Source organism: Algoriphagus sp. Y33 (genome assembly GCF_014838715.1).
Taxonomy (GTDB): domain Bacteria; phylum Bacteroidota; class Bacteroidia; order Cytophagales; family Cyclobacteriaceae; genus Algoriphagus.
The window spans coordinates 3,463,974-3,482,087 of sequence record NZ_CP061947.1; the positions used below are offsets into that span (position 1 = coordinate 3,463,974).

Below are 18,114 nucleotides of genomic sequence, written 5' to 3' on the forward strand. Positions count from 1 at the left end.
ATAAAAACTACTCTGACTGTCTATACACCTCATGCCCACCTTGCACCAAATGCATATCCTTTTGCATTAATTTAATATCGGAGGCCATCATATCCCCTACCAATCCTGCCAAATCGTATTCAGGAGTCCATCCCAATTGGGTTTTGGATTTGGTAGGATCACCGAGAAGTAGGTCCACTTCGGTTGGGCGGAAGTAAGCAGGGTCAATGCGGATGATTTCTTTGTTTAAAAGATTAAGGATTAAAGGTTTAATGGCTTCGCCTGTAGCTTCGAAGTATTTCTGCTCATCTACAGAATCCAGTATTCCCACTTCGTTTACGCCCTCTCCTTCCCAGCGGATGCTGAAGCCTACATGTTCGAAGGACATCTGAACAAAGTCCCTCACTTTCGTAGTCACCCCCGTAGCAATCACAAAATCTTCCGGTTTTTCCTGCTGAAGGATCAAATACATGGCTTTTACATAGTCCTTGGCATGACCCCAGTCACGCAATGCTTCCAAATTACCCAGGTACAGGCAATCCTGCATTCCTAAGGCTATGGCGGCAGTGGCCATGGTTATTTTACGCGTTACAAACGTCTCGCCTCTTCTAGGAGACTCGTGGTTAAACAAGATCCCGTTGCAGGCAAACATGCCGTAGGCTTCCCGGTAGTTTTTGGTGATCCAAAAACCGTAAATCTTTGCCGCTCCATACGGAGAGCGGGGATAGAATGGAGAGCTCTCGTCATAGAACCCCGCAGCGTTTTTATTTTCCGGCATACCTCCGTACAGCTCCGAAGTAGAGGCTTGATAGATTCTTGTCTTCTTCTCCATTCCCAGAATACGGACCGCCTCCAGTATTCTTAGGGTTCCGATGCCATCCACATTGGCTACATACTCCGGAGAGTCGAAGGATACTTTCACATGGGACATGGCACCCAGATTGTAGATCTCATCCGGCTGCACTTCCTGAATAATGCGGATCACATTCATTGAATCCGTGAGATCCCCGTAGTGCATTTTGAAGTTCACAGATTTCTCGTGCTGATCCTGGTACAGGTGATCTACACGCTGCGTATTGAAGGAAGAAGCTCTTCGCTTGATCCCATGGACCATATAGCCTTTTTCCAATAAAAGTTCGGCTAAGTAAGAGCCGTCTTGACCGGTGATACCGGTGATGAGTGCGGTTTTCATAAATATGTTGTTTTAGCCACAGAGATGCACTGAGGGTTTTGTTGTTTATTGGTCACAGAGACCACTGAGGAAACACAGAGATGCACTGAGAGATTTGCTGTTCTAATAAGTTACAGAGATCACCTCTGTGCGACTCTGTGTTATCTCAGTGTAACTCTGTGGTCACTCACTAAATCTTAACTTGCTTAAATGTCTCCTGATTTTCCAAGAACCACTCATAGGTTCTTTTGATCCCTTCTTCCAAGCCCACTTTTGCTTTCCAGCCGGCATCAGTCATTTTGGATACATCCATTAATTTCCTTGGGGTACCGTCTGGTTTGCCGGCGTCCCAGATAATATCTCCGGTATGTCCTACCGTTTGTTGGATCAGCTCTGCCAGTTCTTTGATGGTCAAATCTGTTCCCGTCCCTACATTGTATAGGTTGTCCTGAAACTTATTTTCCAAGGCATAAACCACTGCGTCGGCCAGGTCTTCCACAAAAAGAAATTCACGCATAGGAGTACCTGATCCCCACAGTTCCACCGGTGTATTCCCGTTCTCTTTCGCCTCATGAAATTTTCTCATCATTGCGGGCAGCACATGGGAGGTATTCAAGTCAAAATTATCGTGCGTACCGTACAAGTTGGTCGGCATAAGCGAAATATAATCCTTCCCAAATTGCTTTCTGATCGCTTCACAGGCTTTCACACCGGTAATCTTGGCGATGGCATACCATTCATTGGTAGGCTCTAAAGGGCCTGTCAGCAAATATTCTTCCTTCAAGGGCTGTGGAGCCAGTTTGGGATAGATACAGGAAGATCCCAAGAAGATAAACTTCTGAACATCAGCACTTAAGGAAGCATCTATCAGATTATTCTGAATCTGCATATTCTCCATCAGGAACTGATAGGGATAGTTGTTGTTGGCCAAGATCCCTCCTACCCTTGCAGCGGCATCGATCACCACATCGGGTTTTTCCTGATCAAAAAATGCGTCTACGGCTTCCTTATTTCTCAGGTCGAGTTCTTTAGAGGTTTTCCCTACTAAGTTGGCGTATCCTTTGGCTTCCAAGGCTCTCCATATGGCGGAGCCCACCATGCCACGGTGGCCGGCGATGTAGATTTTCATGTCTTTAATCACAGAGATTCACAGAGTTAAATGATTAATTTGAGTCACAGAGAAACAGTGAGTTAATGGTTAAACTATTAAACTTTAAACGATTAAGCCTTAATCAAAAATGGGGTCAAGAGGTTTAAAGGATTAAGGGTTAAAGGTTAAGGATATTACAGTGCGTAGGACTAACGTTTAACAAATTAACTTTCAACAGTATGAAAGGGTTAAACTATTAAGCGTAAATCAAAAGACTAGCAGAAATGGGATCAAGAGGATTAAAGGTTAAGGATTAGAATCATTTCTAAATTTAGACTTTAAATCACTGGTTGACCCGATTTGGTATTTATAAAGCGAATTAAGCTTCTGGATGATTGCATCATCTTTCATCCTAAAATAACTGTATAGCTCTTCATTTATGTATTCCATATCAAATGCATAAGTGAGGTGGTCGATTGTCTCCAAAGCACTTGAAAAAGAAATATTTGTAAAGTGTGCCTGATCTTTTAAGCTTGCTCTGCCAGACCCTTCGGCTAGGTTGGTAGCAATACTGGATGATGATCTCCTAATTTGACTGGTTAGCTCAAATTTTTCATCAGAAGGGAAAGACCTTGTAAGTTTTTTTATTTCGACACGGAATTTACGCGCTAACTGATATACTTCAAGCTTTTCAAAAGAATAGGTGTAATAAGTGGTCAGACTCATCTGTAGCTTTTTTATTCTAAACTATTAGCATTTAATCCTTCAATCAGCAACAAGTTGTTTAAAACTAAATGATTTAATTACGAACCTTTTAAACTTTTAATCATTTAACCTTTAATCCGAAAAACTAATCCACCAACTCCGGTTTCTCCTTCTCCAGTCGCTCAAACACCTTCTTCACATCCTGTGCGTTTTCTTTGTTTAGAATAAGGATAGCGTCGGGGGTTTGGATAAGCAGGGTATTTTTTAGTCCCAAAAATTCTGTGTGCAGGTTTGTTCCTATGACCATATTGCCATTGGAATCCACTGTATGTCCCTGCTTCTTGAAGTGCTCATAAATAGACTCGAAGGAGCCCATATCAGACCAGGAAAAGGACGAAGGAACGACCTTGATTTTCTTCGTCTTTTCCATCACCGCATAATCTACCGATATGGATGGGATCTGCATGGACAGCCCAAAATCAAGCTTGCCCTCTTCTGCTGATTCAAAAGCCGTCAGAGATGCAGCATACACCTCGGGCTCAAAGGCTTTCAGTTCTTCCAGGTAGACTCCCGCCTGAAAGCAGAACATCCCTGAATTCCAGAAGAAATTACCGCTTTTGACAAATGCCTCAGCAGTCTCCAAATTGGGCTTTTCGCGGAATCCTTTGACTTCTTCACCGGCTGCTTCTATGTAGCCAAACCCTGTTTCCGGCTTGGTAGGCTTAAGCCCAAAGGTGACAATATAGCCTTCCTTGGCAAGTTGGATTCCTCTCTCCACAGCCGTGTGATAGGCTAGCCCTGAGGTGATCAGATGATCTGAGGGAGTAACGAACAAAATATCTTCCGGACTGGCGGCAAAGGCGGCGAACGCTATTGCTGCCGCAGTATTGCGGGGACAGGCTTCTATGATCTCCACATAGCCTTCCACTCCCGCTGACGTAAGATCTTTTCGCGACAGTTCAAAGTTGTCACAGTTACCCACTACCATCGCCTGCCCACAAAATTCGGCGTTTCTCCTTACGGTATTCTGGAATAAGGTTTCTCCATCAAAAACCGGTAAATACTGCTTGGGTTGCGATTTTCGGGATAATGGCCAGAGTCTGGAACCTACTCCGCCTGAGAGGATTACGTTTATTGTTTGCAAGAGAGGGGAAGGTTGAAAGGTTAAAGATTGAAGGTTAAGGGTTAAGGGGTTAAAGGTTAAGGGGTTTTCTCACTGTGTATTGGATTAACGTTTAACAAATTAACTTTCAACGGATTGATAGGAGTTAATAGAGAATAGTAGGTATACGTCATTGCGAGCGAGGTACGAGCGCGGCAATCCGGTTGTTAAAGGTTAAAGGATTAAGGGTTAAGAGTTTAAAGTTTAAGACCTTACAGCGCATAAGATTAACACTTAACGGATTAACTTTCAACGGATTGATAGGAGTTAATAGAGAATAGTAGGTATACGTCATTGCGAGCGAGGTACGAGCGCGGCAATCCGGTTGTTAAAGGTTAAAGGATTAAGGGTTAAGAGGTTAAAGTTTAAGACCTTACAGCGCATAAGATTAACGCTTAACAAATTAACTTTCAACGGATTGATAGGAGTTAATAGAGAATAGTAGGTATACGTCATTGCGAGCGAGGTACGAGCGCGGCAATCCGGTTGTTAAAGGTTAAAGGATTAAGGGTTAAGAGGTTAAAGTTTAAGACCTTACAGCGCATAAGATTAACACTTAACGGATTAACTTTCAACGGATTGATAGGAGTTAATAGAGAATAGTAGGTATACGTCATTGCGAGCGAGGTACGAGCGCGGCAATCCGGTTGTTAAAGGTTAAAGGATTAAGAGTTTAAAGTTTAAGACCTTACAGCGCATAAGATTAACGTTTAACAAATTAACTTTTAACAAGCAAAGAGTGGTCATTGCAGTCTGTAATCCGACTGCAATGACGAATCACTTATCAGCTGCCGATACCGAAGGCTTCAAACCCCAGGGTGGCCAGGTATTTTCTGTCGTAGATATTTCTTCCGTCAAAGATCACTTTGTTCTTCAACAACCTGCCCACTACATCCCAGCTTGGGATTCTGAATTCTGACCACTCGGTCACCAGCAACAATGCGTCTGCATCCACCAGTGCATCGTAGGCATCGCTACAATAGGTCACTTTATCGAAAATATAATGCTCTCTCGCCTCATCCATGGCAATGGGATCATACGCCTTTACCGTGGCGCCGGCTGCCCGCAACTCATCGATAATCACCGCGGCAGGAGCCTCACGCATATCGTCTGTGTTTGGTTTGAAGCTCAAGCCCCACATCGCAAAGGTTTTGCCGGTCAAATCTTCTCCGAAATGCGCCTTAACTTTATTGGCCAAAACATGCTTCTGATCGTCATTCACATCTTCCACTGACTGAAGTACCCTTAAGTCATAGCCATATTGCTTAGCGGTTTTGATGATGGCTTTCACATCTTTGGGAAAGCAAGAACCGCCATACCCTACTCCGGGGTAAATAAATTTGTTTCCGATTCTAGGATCAGAGCCTATTCCTTTTCTTACCATATTGGCATCCGCACCTACCAGTTCGCAGAGGTTTGCGATGTCATTCATAAAAGATATTTTGGTGGCAAGCATGGCGTTTGCGGCATATTTGGTCATCTCTGCAGATGGAATATCCATGTAGATAATACGCTCCCCGCTCAGCTGAAAGGGCTTGTAGAGACGCTGCATAATTTCTTCGGCACGCTCATCGTCCACTCCGATCACAATTCTGTCCGGCTTGAGGAAATCCTCTACTGCGGCACCTTCTTTCAGGAACTCTGGATTGGATGCTACTGCAAACGGTAAGTCAGAACCTCTTTTGTCCAGTGCTTCCTTGATGGCACCGCGGACTTTCTCACCCGTGGTCACGGGAACCGTGCTCTTGGTGGCCACCACGATGTAGTCGGTCATTTTTGCTCCTATCTCATCAGCTACTGCCAGCACATATTTCAGGTCAGCAGAGCCATCTTCACCCGGAGGGGTACCCACCGCGATAAAGGCCACAGAAGCCCCCTGAATAGCCTCACCCAAGTCAGTGCTGAATTTCAATCTTCCACTTTTGTAATTTCTGACCACAACTTCTTCCAAACCCGGCTCATAGATCGGCATAATGCCCTGCTTCAGGTTGTCAATTTTTTTCTGATCGATGTCCACACAGGTAACTTCGATTCCTACATCGGCAAAACATGCTCCCGATACCAGTCCTACATAGCCGGTACCTACTACTGCGATTTTCATAAGATTATAATTTGTAGTGTTAGTGATTTTATAAAAGAATAAGGGTAATCTCCGCACAGCTTCGCCCTTTCAGTCCCATCCCGTTCACAAAAAGCAATATAATAATCTTCCATCGAAATAGATATTGTCTATCTATCCAGGAAATCAGTCTTGCTTAGTTACTTGGAATAGTCTTAGCGTATGCTAGTGGGTTTGGTGAAAATTTGAAAAGGTTTAAAACCAGTTGTTTTGGGTTTTAGACATAAAAAGTGCCTAATTATTGTCAATAAGTTCGTTTTTCCCGTCTCATTTTGTAAAGATAACAAAGTGAGTAATTTTTGTACTCATTTTTTGTCCTATTTTTCAACATAAATTTTATGTTTTTATGATTTGGCTTTTAATCTGTCAGGATTCTTGCACGATTGGTCCTCATACAAGTATCTGACGTAGCGGGTCATGCCCGATGTCATGTGGTAATAATTGATTTTTAGCGGTCACATGGAATCTCGCAGCATAAATAACCATTCCAATGTGTGACTTTTGAGTCAGGCTCGATGTCATATTATTGAAAATGTTTTTGATCCCTAGTGTTATTGCTTGTCACTAGAATCTGCTGCTGGGCTGCTTCCAATGCTTCAGGGTTGAATACCAGCCATAATTGGGTATGTCCAAATACTTCACCCAGAATGTACTGTCCGGAAGTGTGGACCCCCTTGAGCAAGGCAGTGCCGTTATAATCTGACGTATCAGAACATGAGGCAATCTCGGTCAGCAGTTTGTCAAATGATTTACCGTAATCGTAAGCCCGCTGAAAAACTGCCATAATTCTGCCATTCGTAAAAAATTCATACCTGCTATAGCGTAATTTATTGTGGGTAGTAACTGCTCTTATCACCTTGATCCTGCATCGGTCAAGCTTTACATCAGCAATAACTACAGGGCTTAGTTTTCCTCCGATAATCAGCTTATTGTCTGCCATATCCCTCGGCGGTACATACAATTCCACCCGATGCGCTGTGGGCTCCTGTGATTTGTACTGCAGTTCCCTGAGCATACCTATAGGATCAAAAGGCACAGGCTTTCCGTAAAATTTATATTTCACGTCAATACCTGAAATGCTAATTGATTTGCTGTGGTAACCTGTAGCCAGTTTACTCAAATAGTTCAAAACATCCATGGGCAATTCTTACCAAATCATAGGTTAAAAATGGAATATTAAGCAAAGAGGTCCTTGCTAAGATTTTGGTTCCTGATTATTTTGGGCGCTACACATCTATCTCATGCGAAATTAAAACACTTATTGAAATTAGTTATTAAAGTGGATAATTTTGTCATACAAATGTACTGCCATCCTTTTTTTGCATGGATTTGTAAATAAAGTGGAAGGAGTTTTTCACGGTGTATGGGATTAATGCTTAGCGGATTTACTTTTAACAGGAAAAAAGTTTAAGGGTTTAAGGTTAAGGGTTTAAGGGGTTTTCACGGTGTATAGGGTTAATGCTTAGGGGATTAACTTTCAACAGGAAAAAAGGTTAAGGATTAAAGGTTAAGGGTTAAAGGGGGTACACGGTGTGTAGGATTAATAATCCCTCGCCGACGTTCGTGTCGTCATAAATGTGCGCCGCCGTTCGTGAGACTTGCGCAGGATCCTCGTGTAAAAACCTTCGAGGTTTTGGAAACCTCGAAGGTTATTGGATAATATCCTCGCCACCGTTCCTTGCCACTAGACATTTCTCGCCGACGTTCGTGTCGTCATAAATTTGTGCCGCCGTTCGTGTCATCACGAACGGCTTCAACCGGACACTTGAATAAAAATTACCCCGCAGGGGGGCATCGTCTGGAAATGAAGGCCCGTGCAGGAGGTGGAAAGGTGGCTTGTATATATTTTATCAATCACCAAGCTCTCGATTGACCCGAATCGATAGCGTTGAGGCCATTATCTGTCTTACTTTTTGAAGGCAAAAAGTAACAAAAACCTTTGTCGCAGCAAAGCTTCCCCCCGCATACCTGCCGTCTGGCTCGCTGCTGCGACCACCCCACGTTCCCTCACACTAAACCAGGGTGCTAAAGCCAGATTGTCTAGTTTAGAAGGTAAAGACGGAAAGCCGGATAAGTACTGTGACTTCCTCGCCGACGTTCGTGTCGTCATAAATTTGTGCCGCCGTTCGTGTCATCACGAACGGCTTCAACCGGACACTTGAATAAAAATCACCCTGAAGTGGTAAAATCTTCAATAGTCCTGGGTGCAACCCATGGTTAAAAAGAACAAAGGCCATTGCCTTCCTCCTGCGGCAGACAGGCCTGCCCCGGATTATTATCTGGTCCTTGAAAAATGATCAATTTTCAATTTTCAATTCTCAAGGGTCAAGGATATGATGGATCCAGACGGTGTGTGGTCTCTTTGCGGGGGAGGTTAAGGGTTAAAGGGGTTTTCACGGTGTATGGGGTTAATGCTTAAGGGATTAGCTTTTAAGAGGAAAAAAGGTGGAAGGTCAAAGGTGGAAGGTTACAGGGTTCACCTGTGGTGCGTGGTGAGAATTTGGGTGGATTGATCCCAAGATCCTGTAAAAACGAAGCAATGCCGTAGGCATGGCAGATTTTATTGCACCGGGTTTTAACCCGGTGTAATAAAGACCAAAAGGCCATTGCCTTCGGGCATGAAGTAAAGTGATAAGACGAAATATTGTCCCGAGGAGGTCTACAGAGTTGGAAAGGTCAAAGGTGGAAGATCAAAGGGGTTACCACGGTGTGTCAGATAGCGCTTAGCGGATTTACTTTTAATAGGAAAAAGGTTAAGGGTTAAAGGGGGTACACGGTGTGTAGGATTAATAATCCCTCGCCGACGTTCGTGTATGCACAAATGTGCGCCGCCGTTCGTGAGACTTGCGCAGGATCCTCGTGTAAAAAACCTTCGAGGTTTTGGAAACCTCGAAGGTTATAGGATAATCTCCTTGCCGCCGTTCGTGTCGTCACGAACGGCGGCAGAAAGGGTTAACTAATTAAAAGATTTCGTAGGATATGAACTGACCTATTACACTTACTTCTTTCCCCTTATCGCTCTCTTCCACCAGGGAATATGAACTTCCTCATGGTAACCATAGGAATTGTTGCCATAACCGTAGCCGTATCCATAACCATACCCGTACCCATACCCATATCCCCTATCTATATGAACATCATTGAGGATACCGTAAATCTTGGATACACCGCCTTTTTCCACCAGATTATTAAGAATATATGAATTGGTCTTCTTGGAATACCCTTGACGGAATACGAAGAAACTGATGTCGGCCATAGGGAAGAATTCCTTGGTCTCGGACACCAATCCCACAGGTGGGCAGTCAAAAATCACCACATCATAGGCTTGCTTGATTTCCTTTACAATTTGACCAAACTTAGGCTGAAGCAACAGTTCTGCGGGATTGGGGGGAATTGGTCCGGAAAGAATCACGTCCAGATCAGGATAACCTGTAGACTTCACTGCTTCCTGCCAAGGGATATCTGTGCTGAGACAGGTACTCATTCCTACATCATTGGACAAGTTGAAGTCCTCAGCAATCTTCGGCTTCCTTAAGTCCAATCCTATCAGGATGGTTTTCTTTCCCATCAGCGAAAATACCGATGCGAGATTGATAGAAACAAACGTCTTGCCCTCCCCGGAGATGGATGAAGTGAGGAGTATTACCAAATTATTTTTATGGGGACTGAGATAAGTCATGTCTGCCCGTAAGGAACGAAATGACTCGGTAACCGAAGACCTCGGGTTATTCAACACGGGAAGACCGTCTCCCAGACTTCGCCCAATCATGCCTATCAATGGAACCTTAATCTGGGCTTCCAATTCCTTAGGATCTTCAATAGTAGTATTGAGAAAATCCTTTATGGTGATAAAACCTACCGGAAGAATCAGTCCCAGTATTAAGCCTATCAGCATGTTTAGGGATCTTTTTGGAGCTACAGGAATATTTCCGGCCTTTGCATAATCCAAGATGGAGTTTTTTGGCATATTGGAAGCCTTGGTAATCTCAGCTTCTGCCTTCTTCTCCAAGAGATAAACGTAGATGTTTTCATTTATCGTGAACTGGCGCTGTATGCCCAATAGATCCCTTTCTGTTTTAGGCAACGCATTGATATCCGATTCTATGACCCGTATCCGGCTGTTGATGTCCGCCAATACGTTCCGGGTATTGCCCAACGCAAGGTTCACGTTCTCCTGAAGTTGCTTCTTGGTGTTGGCAATACGTGAGGAGTTTTCCCGAACTGCCGGAGCCTGATCTGAATAGTTTGATTTAAGGCGAATCTGCTCAGCCTGCAACTCCGCCAGTGAATTGACCAATGAATTCAGCAAAGGATCCGTCACTCCGATAATGGAGGGAGCCACCAACTCCCCGCCCCGGCTGTTATCAAGGTAAGCATTCAGCGTCTGGTAGTATTTCATACTCACTTCCGTTTCGCCCTTCTGCTTCTCCAATTCCTGCAGCCGCTCAAAAATCCCCGCCCCCTCCTGAGATAGGTTGAAGATATTGTTGTCCGACCTGTACTGCTGTAGCTTGTTCTCGGAAAACTCAAGAGAATCGGTAATTCCGCTTAGCTGCTGATCTATAAAGCGTACGGTACTCTCCGAAGCCCTATTTTTCTCATCCAGCTCCCTATTCAGGTACATTTCCATCAGTTTGTTGATGTAATCCTCTCCCAGTCTTCTCACCGGGGTCTCCACGCTAAGGGTCAGTATAGAGGACTGTTTGTTCAGCGGAGCCACAGAAAGTGCGCCCCTATATCTTAGGGCAAGGCTAGGCGTATCCGATAGTTTAAACAGGATAACATCTCCCGGATTGGCATAGATTCCTGCGATCTTAAAATTCAGGTTAGTCTCCCGGATCTCCTGTCCAAAACTATAAAGTGACTTGCCCAATGCAGGGTTTTTTATCTTGGTTTTATAAAAGGGATCCGCAGGATTATACACACTAAAGCCGTCGTCGGCTATACTGAGTTTGAAGGAATCCCCACTGATGACCTCCAGCCTGAACATGCCCCCTACCCATTGGGGATGACTCCAGTCCACACTTACCAGAATGGGCAGTTTGTCATACAGCTGGGTGACCGCCACCAACCCCTCGTGATAATACTCCACGTTCAAGTCCAACTCCGATATGGTCTCCTCGGCGAGGGAGTAGGACTTCAATATCCCTATTTCATTTTCGATGTTGCTTTTGCCCTGAAGACCGAATCCCGCAGTCTCAAACAGATCCGTCCCCAGACTGGGTTTGTCGTCTTCGACAAGCACACTCGCCTCGACTTTATAAATATTGGTAGCATACCTGTTGAACAAAAATGCACAGGCCAGCCCCGCAAGCATAAAAGCCGCAATAATCGGCCAGTATTGGAGATAGTTGAAAAGCAATACCTTGAGGTCAATCTCATCCTCCTTCTGAACCGCGAACGGATTCTGCCCGGAATTAGACACGTTGGGGGTAGTGGGATACATAAAATCTTAATTAATTAAATTCAGTATAAGCGCAAGGGCGGTAACCGCCGAAATAACCAAGGCAAGGGACTGGGCAGCATTTTCTCCCGAACCTACTTCCCGTACCTTCATCGGTTCGGCATACAACTGGTCATTGGGCTGGATAAAATAAAAAGGAGACTCCACTACCTGTCTGTCTATCAAATTAATCCTGTGCAGTCTTGTCCCTTCGGGATATTGGCGGATCAGCAGTATTTCATCGCGCTTGGCTACAGGTGTCAGATCACCTGCATTAGCAACTGCCTCAAAAATCGTCATACGATCCTGGAGAACCACGAATTTACCCGGTCTCCTGAACTCTCCTAGTGCCGCATAACGGATACCACCCAGCTTTACCTTTACATACAGCTCGGTGGTCACGTAAACACGCAGCTTTTCCTCGATTAAGATTCTGGCTTCTTCCAGGCTTTTGTCCTTCACATGTACATTTCCGACAATAGGGAGTCTTATATTACCTCCCTGGTCTACCGTATAGCCCGTCATATAATAAATATCCCCTCCCGACTGGCTGGCCATATTCCCCATCTGGCTACTGCTCCCTACAGTGGATTTATTGTTGAATCCGTTCTGAATCATGTCATCGACAGTCTGCACATTCACGTCGATGATGTCATTGTACTGGAGCTTGTATTCGGGGATTTCGTATGTAATCAGTTCCCCGTCTGCAATGGGCGTCTTACCTTCCCTGTTTTGCAGGTAGATAATTTTCTCATTCGAGATACAGCCGGAAAAGGTGAGGAATAACAGGAAAAACAATACTCCAAAAGAAGGAGGTACTACAGGTTTGGTTAGCTTAGCTGGGAGCATTCGATCAATTTAAATAATTCACTTTACGTTTAGGGTTAGCAGGGTGTAGGTTAAATGGATCTATTGTTGGGTTGTAGCGTTGTCTCCTCCCAATTCAGGCCGAAGAGACACAGCATATTTCAATGCCGGAAAATTATCATACACGAAAATCAGCACTAATGCCGGTAGCCAATTTGGATGTTGACCGTACCTCTGTATGGTTCTGCACACTCACCAAACCGGGCTCCGTGTGAAGCGCTTTTGTTTTAAGAGGAGAAAAGGTCATTATGTCTAATAAATCCAGTGGCAAGAAAGCGAAAGTACATATTTTACTATAAAACACTTAATTAAAAGAGTAGAAATATACGATTCGTAATCAGAAAGGCCGGAATTCTAAACAAGTTGATTAACTTAACATTATATCATTTTTTTACATTAAAACACCTATTCAACGGTCATTACAAGCTAGTACAAACAGCCCCTTTCCTGAAAGGAAAGCGTAGAAATTCCCTCTCCAAGGGAAAGGGAATTAATTAGTACCATAAAACAACTTATTTGAGCAGACATAGTCATTAATACAGTATATCCATAAGGGCTTGCCAGCTTTTAATAAGCCAAATCTGTAATTTATTGCCTCTTACGATCAAGAAGGTTTCCCCCAAATGGTTTTGAACCAGGATATTTTCGCTGGATCGGGGCAACCGCAATTCGGAGAGGTAGGCAAACTGCTGCACAAACTGCTCGTATTGTATAGAATGTCCTAAGTACTTAAAGTGCTCGAATAGCAATTCGCCTTCCTTATAATAATTGACCCGCAAAACAGGAGCTGATGCGAGTTCACCGATAAAAAGATGCGACTCATAAACAACATGCCCCTGGGTAAAGCCGGCGATGCATTCGACTCTCCCCGCAGATGCAAAGAAAAACTGTCTGAATCTGGGGATGACATCATCAGGAAATGGCTGCAAAAGTCTGTCTTTACTTTCCATACCATAAAATACCGTAATGAAATCCTCCACAACGGTAAAGGGATTGAATGTAACGCCCTCACCCGTATGGAAAAATTCCACATCAATCCCCTCAATGGTTTTAACAGTTCTATCAGGCTGGATATACACGTTATTTTCCATGGCGGAATATGGGGAAAAAAGAAAGCTTGAACCAACAAACGCTTTTAATTGTAAATGAATGGATTGTGGAGACCGTATTATGGTTATGTCTAATGGGGTTAGAGCGTGTTGGATTATTGCAGGAAGGGTGTAGTTGCTGTCTCTGTCACGGACGGTGACGGATTAACTTTTAACAGAAAAAAAGGTCAGAGGTGGAAGGTGGAAGGGATTACCACGGTGTATGGGATTAATGCTTAGCGGATTTACTTTTAACAGTAGAAAAGGTTAGAGGTTAAGGGTTAAAGGTTAAAGGGTTAAAGGTTAAGGATTAAAGGGTTAAAGGGGGGACACGGTGTGTAGGATTAATAATCCCTCGCTGACGTTCGTGTCGTCATAAATTTGTGCCGCCGTTCGTGTCATCACGAACGGCTTCCGCTAATTCTCTGTGCCGACGTTCGTGTCATCACGAACGGCTTCAACCTTCCGCTAATTCTCAACAGCAGTCGGGAGGCTGTATTTCGGTATACACAAGTCAGAATAATGCTTAGCGGATTTATTTTTAACAGTAGAAAAGGTTAAGGATTAAAGGTTAAAGGGTTAAAGGTTAAAGGGGGGACACGGTGTGTAGGATTAATAATCCCTCGCCGACGTTCGTGTCGTCATAAATTTGTGCCGCCGTTCGTGTCATCACGAACGGCTTCCACTAATTCTCTGTGCCGACGTTCGTGTCGTCACGAACGGCTTCAACCGGACACTTGAATAAAAATTACCCCGCAGGGGGCATCGTCTGGAAATGAAGGCCCGTGCAGGAGGTGGAAAGGCGGCTTGTATATATTTTATCAATCACCAAGCTCTCGATTGACCCGAATCGATAGCGTTGAGGCCATTATCTGTCTTACTTTTTGAAGGCAAAAAGTAACAAAAACCTTTGTCGCAGCAAAGCTTCCCCCCGCATACCTGCCGTCTGGCTCGCTGCTGCAACCACCCCACGCTCCCTCACACTAAACCAGGGTGCTAAAGCCAGATTGTCTAGTTTAGAAGGTAAAGACGGAAAGCCGGATAAGTACTGGGACTTCCTCGCCGACGTTCGTGAGACTTGCACAGGATCCTCGTGTAAAAAACCTTCGAGGTTTTGGAAACCTCGAAGGTTATTGGATAATATCCTCGCCACCGTTCCTTGCCACTAGACATTTCTCGCCGCCCGTTCGTGTCGTCATAAATTTGTGCCGCCGTTCGTGTCGTCACGAACGGCTTCCACCTTCCGCTAATTCTCAACAGCAGTCGGGAGGCTGTATTTCGGTATACACAAGTCAGAATAACGCTTAGTGGATTAACTTTTAACAGGAAAAAGGGTTAAGGGGTTTTTCACGATGTATGGGATTAATGCTTAGCAGATTAACTTTTAACAGTAGAAAAGGTTAAGGATTAAAGGTTAAGGGTTAAAGGTTAAAGGGTTAAAGGGGGGACACGGTGTGTAGGATTAATAATCCCTCGGCCGACGTTCGTGTCATCACAAATTTGTGCCGCCGTTCGTGTCATCACGAACGGCTTCCGCCAATTCTCTGTGCCGACGTTCGTGTCATCACGAACGGCTTCAACCGGACACTTGAATAAAAATTACCCCGCAGGGGGCATCGTCTGGAAATGAAGGCCCGTGCAGGAGGTGGAAAGGCGGCTTGTATATATTTTATCAATCACCAAGCTCTCGATTGACCCGAATCGATAGCGTTGAGGCCATTATCTGTCTTACTTTTTGAAGGCAAAAAGTAACAAAAACCTTTGTCGCAGCAAAGCTTCCCCCCGCATACCTGCCGTCTGGCTCGCTGCTGCGACCACCCCACGCTCCCTCACACTAAACCAGGGCGCTAAAGCCAGATTGTCTAGTTTAGAAGGTAAAGACGGAAAGCCGGATAAGTACTGTGACTTCCTCGCCGACGTTCGTGTATGCACAAATGTGCGCCGCCGTTCGTGAGACTTGCACAGGATCCTCGTGTAAAAAACCTTCGAGGTTTTGGAAACCTCGAAGGTTATTGGATAATATCCTCGCCACCGTTCCTTGCCACTAGACATTTCTCGCCGCCCGTTCGTGTCGTCATAAATTTGTGCCGCCGTTCGTGTCGTCACGAGCGGCTTCCACCTTCCGCTAATTCTCAACAGCAGTCAGGAGACGTCGTGCCGTCTTTACATGCATTATGCCGTCATATATACTTAATACCATTTCACCCTTGCTTCGCAATTACTTCACCACACCGGCAATCTTCTCAATTATATCCGTCTTTGGTTCCAGATTTCTATCAAAAAGCAACGGATAATTGGTTCTCCCACGCACAGGAAAGTTGTTCAACCAACTATACCTATCCCCCAATCCCCAAAATGTAACCCTGGTGATTTTGTCTTTGTGTTTTTCATAAATTTCAAAAATAGCCGCATATCGCTCAGCCAACTTTGCCTCTGCTTCCGGAGTGATGCCTTCTTTATATGGATTGTACTCATCGGAATTGGCGAAATTCATATTCAGATCAGCTCCTTCTGCCCGTCTGGGCCTGGGTAGCACATCCACATCGAGTTCGGTGATCATTACTTTGAACCCAGCTTCATGAATGTCGATAATTCCCTGCTCGATTTCTTCCAGTGTCGGTGAGTCAAGTTGATAGTGCCCCTGCATCCCTATCGCATCTACTTTGATTCCTTCTAAGACCATCTCTTTGGCAAAATCAAGAATCCCTTTGCGCTTGGACGCTCTCCACACATTGTAATCGTTGTAATACAGCTCTGCCTCCGGATCCATCTCATGTGCTTTACGGAATGCAGCCTTTATAAAGTCTTTGCCCGCGATTTTATACCAAGCTGATTCGCGGAACGAGCCATCCTCATTAAAGGCTTCATTGACTACATCCCATCCATGGATTTTCCCCTTATACCGTCCGGCAACCGCTTCTATATGATCTTCCATTCTGGAAATCAACGCATCTTTGCGCAATGGCTCCTTGTTTTCATCCTGAAAAACCCAACGTGGTGTCTGCTGATGCCAGACTAAACAATGACCTATAGTAAATGCACCGATTTTTTCGCCCAGCGCAACATAGGCATCTCCGAATCCAAACTCGTATCGATCAATTTCCGGATGCACTCTCTCCCATTTTAGCTCGTTTTCAGGGCTCAGACTATTGAAATTGTTTTCGATGGTGGTATTGACTTTAGGATCAGGACTATTGACCTGCCTTGAATTCAACGCTACGCCAATGTGATAGCTGTCAGCGAAAATATCTTTTAACCGCTCCTTTTTAGGGCTTTGAGCTGAAAACAACAGTGTTATTACTACAAAGCTTAGGGTCTTTTTGAACATCATGGTTATTTTGAGAATAAAATCGGTGCAAGTTTATACAAGCTTCGTCTCCAAGTCTGAAATTCATGGGCTGTGCCTTCGGAAACGAATGAAACGGCATTGAATCCCGCTTCCTTAAGCGCATCAACTGCACTGTTGACCCGATCCGGATTTTCTTTGCTTCCGGCACTGAGGAAGATCAATGCAGGTTTTGGAGCCTCTTTCAGTTCTTCCGGAGTATAGATTCCCCCACTCATCAACGCATACCGGGAAAACACCTCGGGCCTATTGAGCGTGATGGAATGCGTCTCCATCCCTCCCATAGAAAGGCCAGCCATGGCCCGATGATCCCGATCTGAAATTGTCCGATAATTCGCATCTACGTATGGGATCAACTCCTCTATCAAAACAGTTTGGAAGGCATCAACTTTAAAATCCCTTAATCCTCCAAATTTTACTTCGTTGGTCATTCCGTAAGTCATCACAATAATAAAAGGATCAACCTTGCCCTCAGCGATCAGATTGTCCATGATAAGATTCGCATGTCCCTGATTGCTCCATGCTGTCTCATCTTCACCCCATCCATGCTGGAGGTAGAGTACAGGGTAGTGCCTGGATGTTTCCGCATTGTATCCGGGCGGCGTATAGACGAATGCCCTTCGGGAAGTATTGGTGCTTGAGGAAGGAAAAAGGATTTGCTGTACATGGCCATGGGGTACATTCTTGAGTGCATAGAAGTCTTGGTCATGCGCAGGGATTTCTATTCCACTCTCCCAGCGTGTGGAGCCATAATAATTCATGGAGCCGGGATCATTGAAGACACCTCCGTCGATGGTCAGGTGGTAGTAGTGGAATCCTTCATCCATAGGGCCTGCCGTAGTCCCTGTCCATACTCCTTCAGCATCCTTGGTGAGATCAGTACCTCCTCTTCCCCCAAGTCCCAAACTTACATTGACACTTTGAGCTTGCGGTGCCTCCACTCTGAATCGGGCATATCCTTGGGAATTTACCTGGGGATATTCCTTGCCGGGTTGATTTTTGGATGATGGTTTGAAATCTTCTTTGATTTCAGATGTTTCTGTCTGGGAAAGGCAAAGCGAACTGCTCAGCATCAATAAAAATACTAAAACAAGAGAATTGTGTTTCATGGCTTGATAGGTTTTGGGTTAGTGTAAACTAAATG

Annotated in this window: 11 protein-coding genes; all 11 read right to left on the reverse strand. The window is 44.6% G+C overall.

Features of this window, described 5'->3' with window-relative positions; genetic code table 11:
- Nucleotides 1-7: 7 nt before the first annotated feature.
- The 11 genes from gmd to ID165_RS13970 all read right to left on the reverse strand — a co-directional run bounded on the left by gmd (nucleotide 8) and on the right by ID165_RS13970 (nucleotide 18,079).
- The gene (gene gmd, locus ID165_RS13920; protein ID WP_192085436.1) at nucleotides 8-1,171 is read right to left on the reverse strand and encodes a GDP-mannose 4,6-dehydratase; all 1,164 of its coding nucleotides are present in this window, start codon (nucleotides 1,169-1,171) and stop codon (nucleotides 8-10) included.
- 169 nt (nucleotides 1,172-1,340) lie between these two features.
- Nucleotides 1,341-2,279, reverse strand: coding sequence for a GDP-L-fucose synthase (locus ID165_RS13925; protein WP_304503146.1), 939 nt, complete (start codon nucleotides 2,277-2,279; stop codon nucleotides 1,341-1,343).
- A gap of 267 nt (nucleotides 2,280-2,546) precedes the next feature.
- Nucleotides 2,547-2,966, reverse strand: coding sequence for a four helix bundle protein (locus tag ID165_RS13930; protein ID WP_225586732.1), 420 nt, complete (start codon nucleotides 2,964-2,966; stop codon nucleotides 2,547-2,549).
- Between the two features lie 124 nt (nucleotides 2,967-3,090).
- Nucleotides 3,091-4,089, reverse strand: a complete 999-nt coding sequence (locus ID165_RS13935) for a mannose-1-phosphate guanylyltransferase (protein ID WP_192085437.1) — start codon at nucleotides 4,087-4,089, stop codon at nucleotides 3,091-3,093.
- Nucleotides 4,090-4,891: 802 nt separating this feature from the next.
- Entirely contained in the window at nucleotides 4,892-6,208 is a 1,317-nt protein-coding gene (locus tag ID165_RS13940; protein WP_192085438.1) for a UDP-glucose/GDP-mannose dehydrogenase family protein, read from the reverse strand.
- Between the two features lie 541 nt (nucleotides 6,209-6,749).
- A complete protein-coding gene (locus ID165_RS13945) occupies nucleotides 6,750-7,364 on the reverse strand; it encodes a hypothetical protein (RefSeq protein ID WP_192085439.1) in 615 nt (204 codons plus the stop codon).
- A 1,860-nt stretch (nucleotides 7,365-9,224) separates the two neighbouring features.
- Entirely contained in the window at nucleotides 9,225-11,672 is a 2,448-nt protein-coding gene (locus ID165_RS13950; protein WP_192085440.1) for a polysaccharide biosynthesis tyrosine autokinase, read from the reverse strand.
- A gap of 6 nt (nucleotides 11,673-11,678) precedes the next feature.
- On the reverse strand, nucleotides 11,679-12,518 hold the full coding sequence (locus ID165_RS13955) for a polysaccharide biosynthesis/export family protein (RefSeq protein ID WP_192085441.1): 840 nt from the start codon (nucleotides 12,516-12,518) through the stop codon (nucleotides 11,679-11,681).
- A 551-nt stretch (nucleotides 12,519-13,069) separates the two neighbouring features.
- Nucleotides 13,070-13,627 carry a hypothetical protein gene (locus tag ID165_RS13960; protein ID WP_192085442.1) on the reverse strand — a complete coding sequence of 186 codons (558 nt, stop codon included), beginning with the start codon at nucleotides 13,625-13,627 and terminating at the stop codon, nucleotides 13,070-13,072.
- A gap of 2,215 nt (nucleotides 13,628-15,842) precedes the next feature.
- Entirely contained in the window at nucleotides 15,843-16,955 is a 1,113-nt protein-coding gene (locus ID165_RS13965) for an endo-1,4-beta-xylanase (RefSeq protein WP_225586734.1), read from the reverse strand.
- Nucleotides 16,956-16,957: 2 nt separating this feature from the next.
- The gene (locus tag ID165_RS13970; protein WP_192085443.1) at nucleotides 16,958-18,079 is read right to left on the reverse strand and encodes an alpha/beta hydrolase-fold protein; all 1,122 of its coding nucleotides are present in this window, start codon (nucleotides 18,077-18,079) and stop codon (nucleotides 16,958-16,960) included.
- Nucleotides 18,080-18,114 lie beyond the last annotated feature (35 nt).

Bases quoted from the DNA above. Each gene is read 5' to 3' on its own strand.
- gmd (WP_192085436.1), bottom strand. From the start codon at position 1,171: ATGAAAACCGCACTCATCACCGGTATCACCGGTCAAGACGGCTCTTAC.
- ID165_RS13925 (WP_304503146.1), bottom strand. From the start codon at position 2,279: ATGAAAATCTACATCGCCGGCCACCGTGGCATGGTGGGCTCCGCCATA.
- ID165_RS13930 (WP_225586732.1), bottom strand. From the start codon at position 2,966: ATGAGTCTGACCACTTATTACACCTATTCTTTTGAAAAGCTTGAAGTA.
- ID165_RS13940 (WP_192085438.1), bottom strand. From the start codon at position 6,208: ATGAAAATCGCAGTAGTAGGTACCGGCTATGTAGGACTGGTATCGGGA.
- ID165_RS13945 (WP_192085439.1), bottom strand. From the start codon at position 7,364: ATGGATGTTTTGAACTATTTGAGTAAACTGGCTACAGGTTACCACAGC.
- ID165_RS13950 (WP_192085440.1), bottom strand. From the start codon at position 11,672: ATGTATCCCACTACCCCCAACGTGTCTAATTCCGGGCAGAATCCGTTC.
- ID165_RS13955 (WP_192085441.1), bottom strand. From the start codon at position 12,518: ATGCTCCCAGCTAAGCTAACCAAACCTGTAGTACCTCCTTCTTTTGGA.
- ID165_RS13960 (WP_192085442.1), bottom strand. From the start codon at position 13,627: ATGGAAAATAACGTGTATATCCAGCCTGATAGAACTGTTAAAACCATT.
- ID165_RS13965 (WP_225586734.1), bottom strand. From the start codon at position 16,955: ATGATGTTCAAAAAGACCCTAAGCTTTGTAGTAATAACACTGTTGTTT.
- ID165_RS13970 (WP_192085443.1), bottom strand. From the start codon at position 18,079: ATGAAACACAATTCTCTTGTTTTAGTATTTTTATTGATGCTGAGCAGT.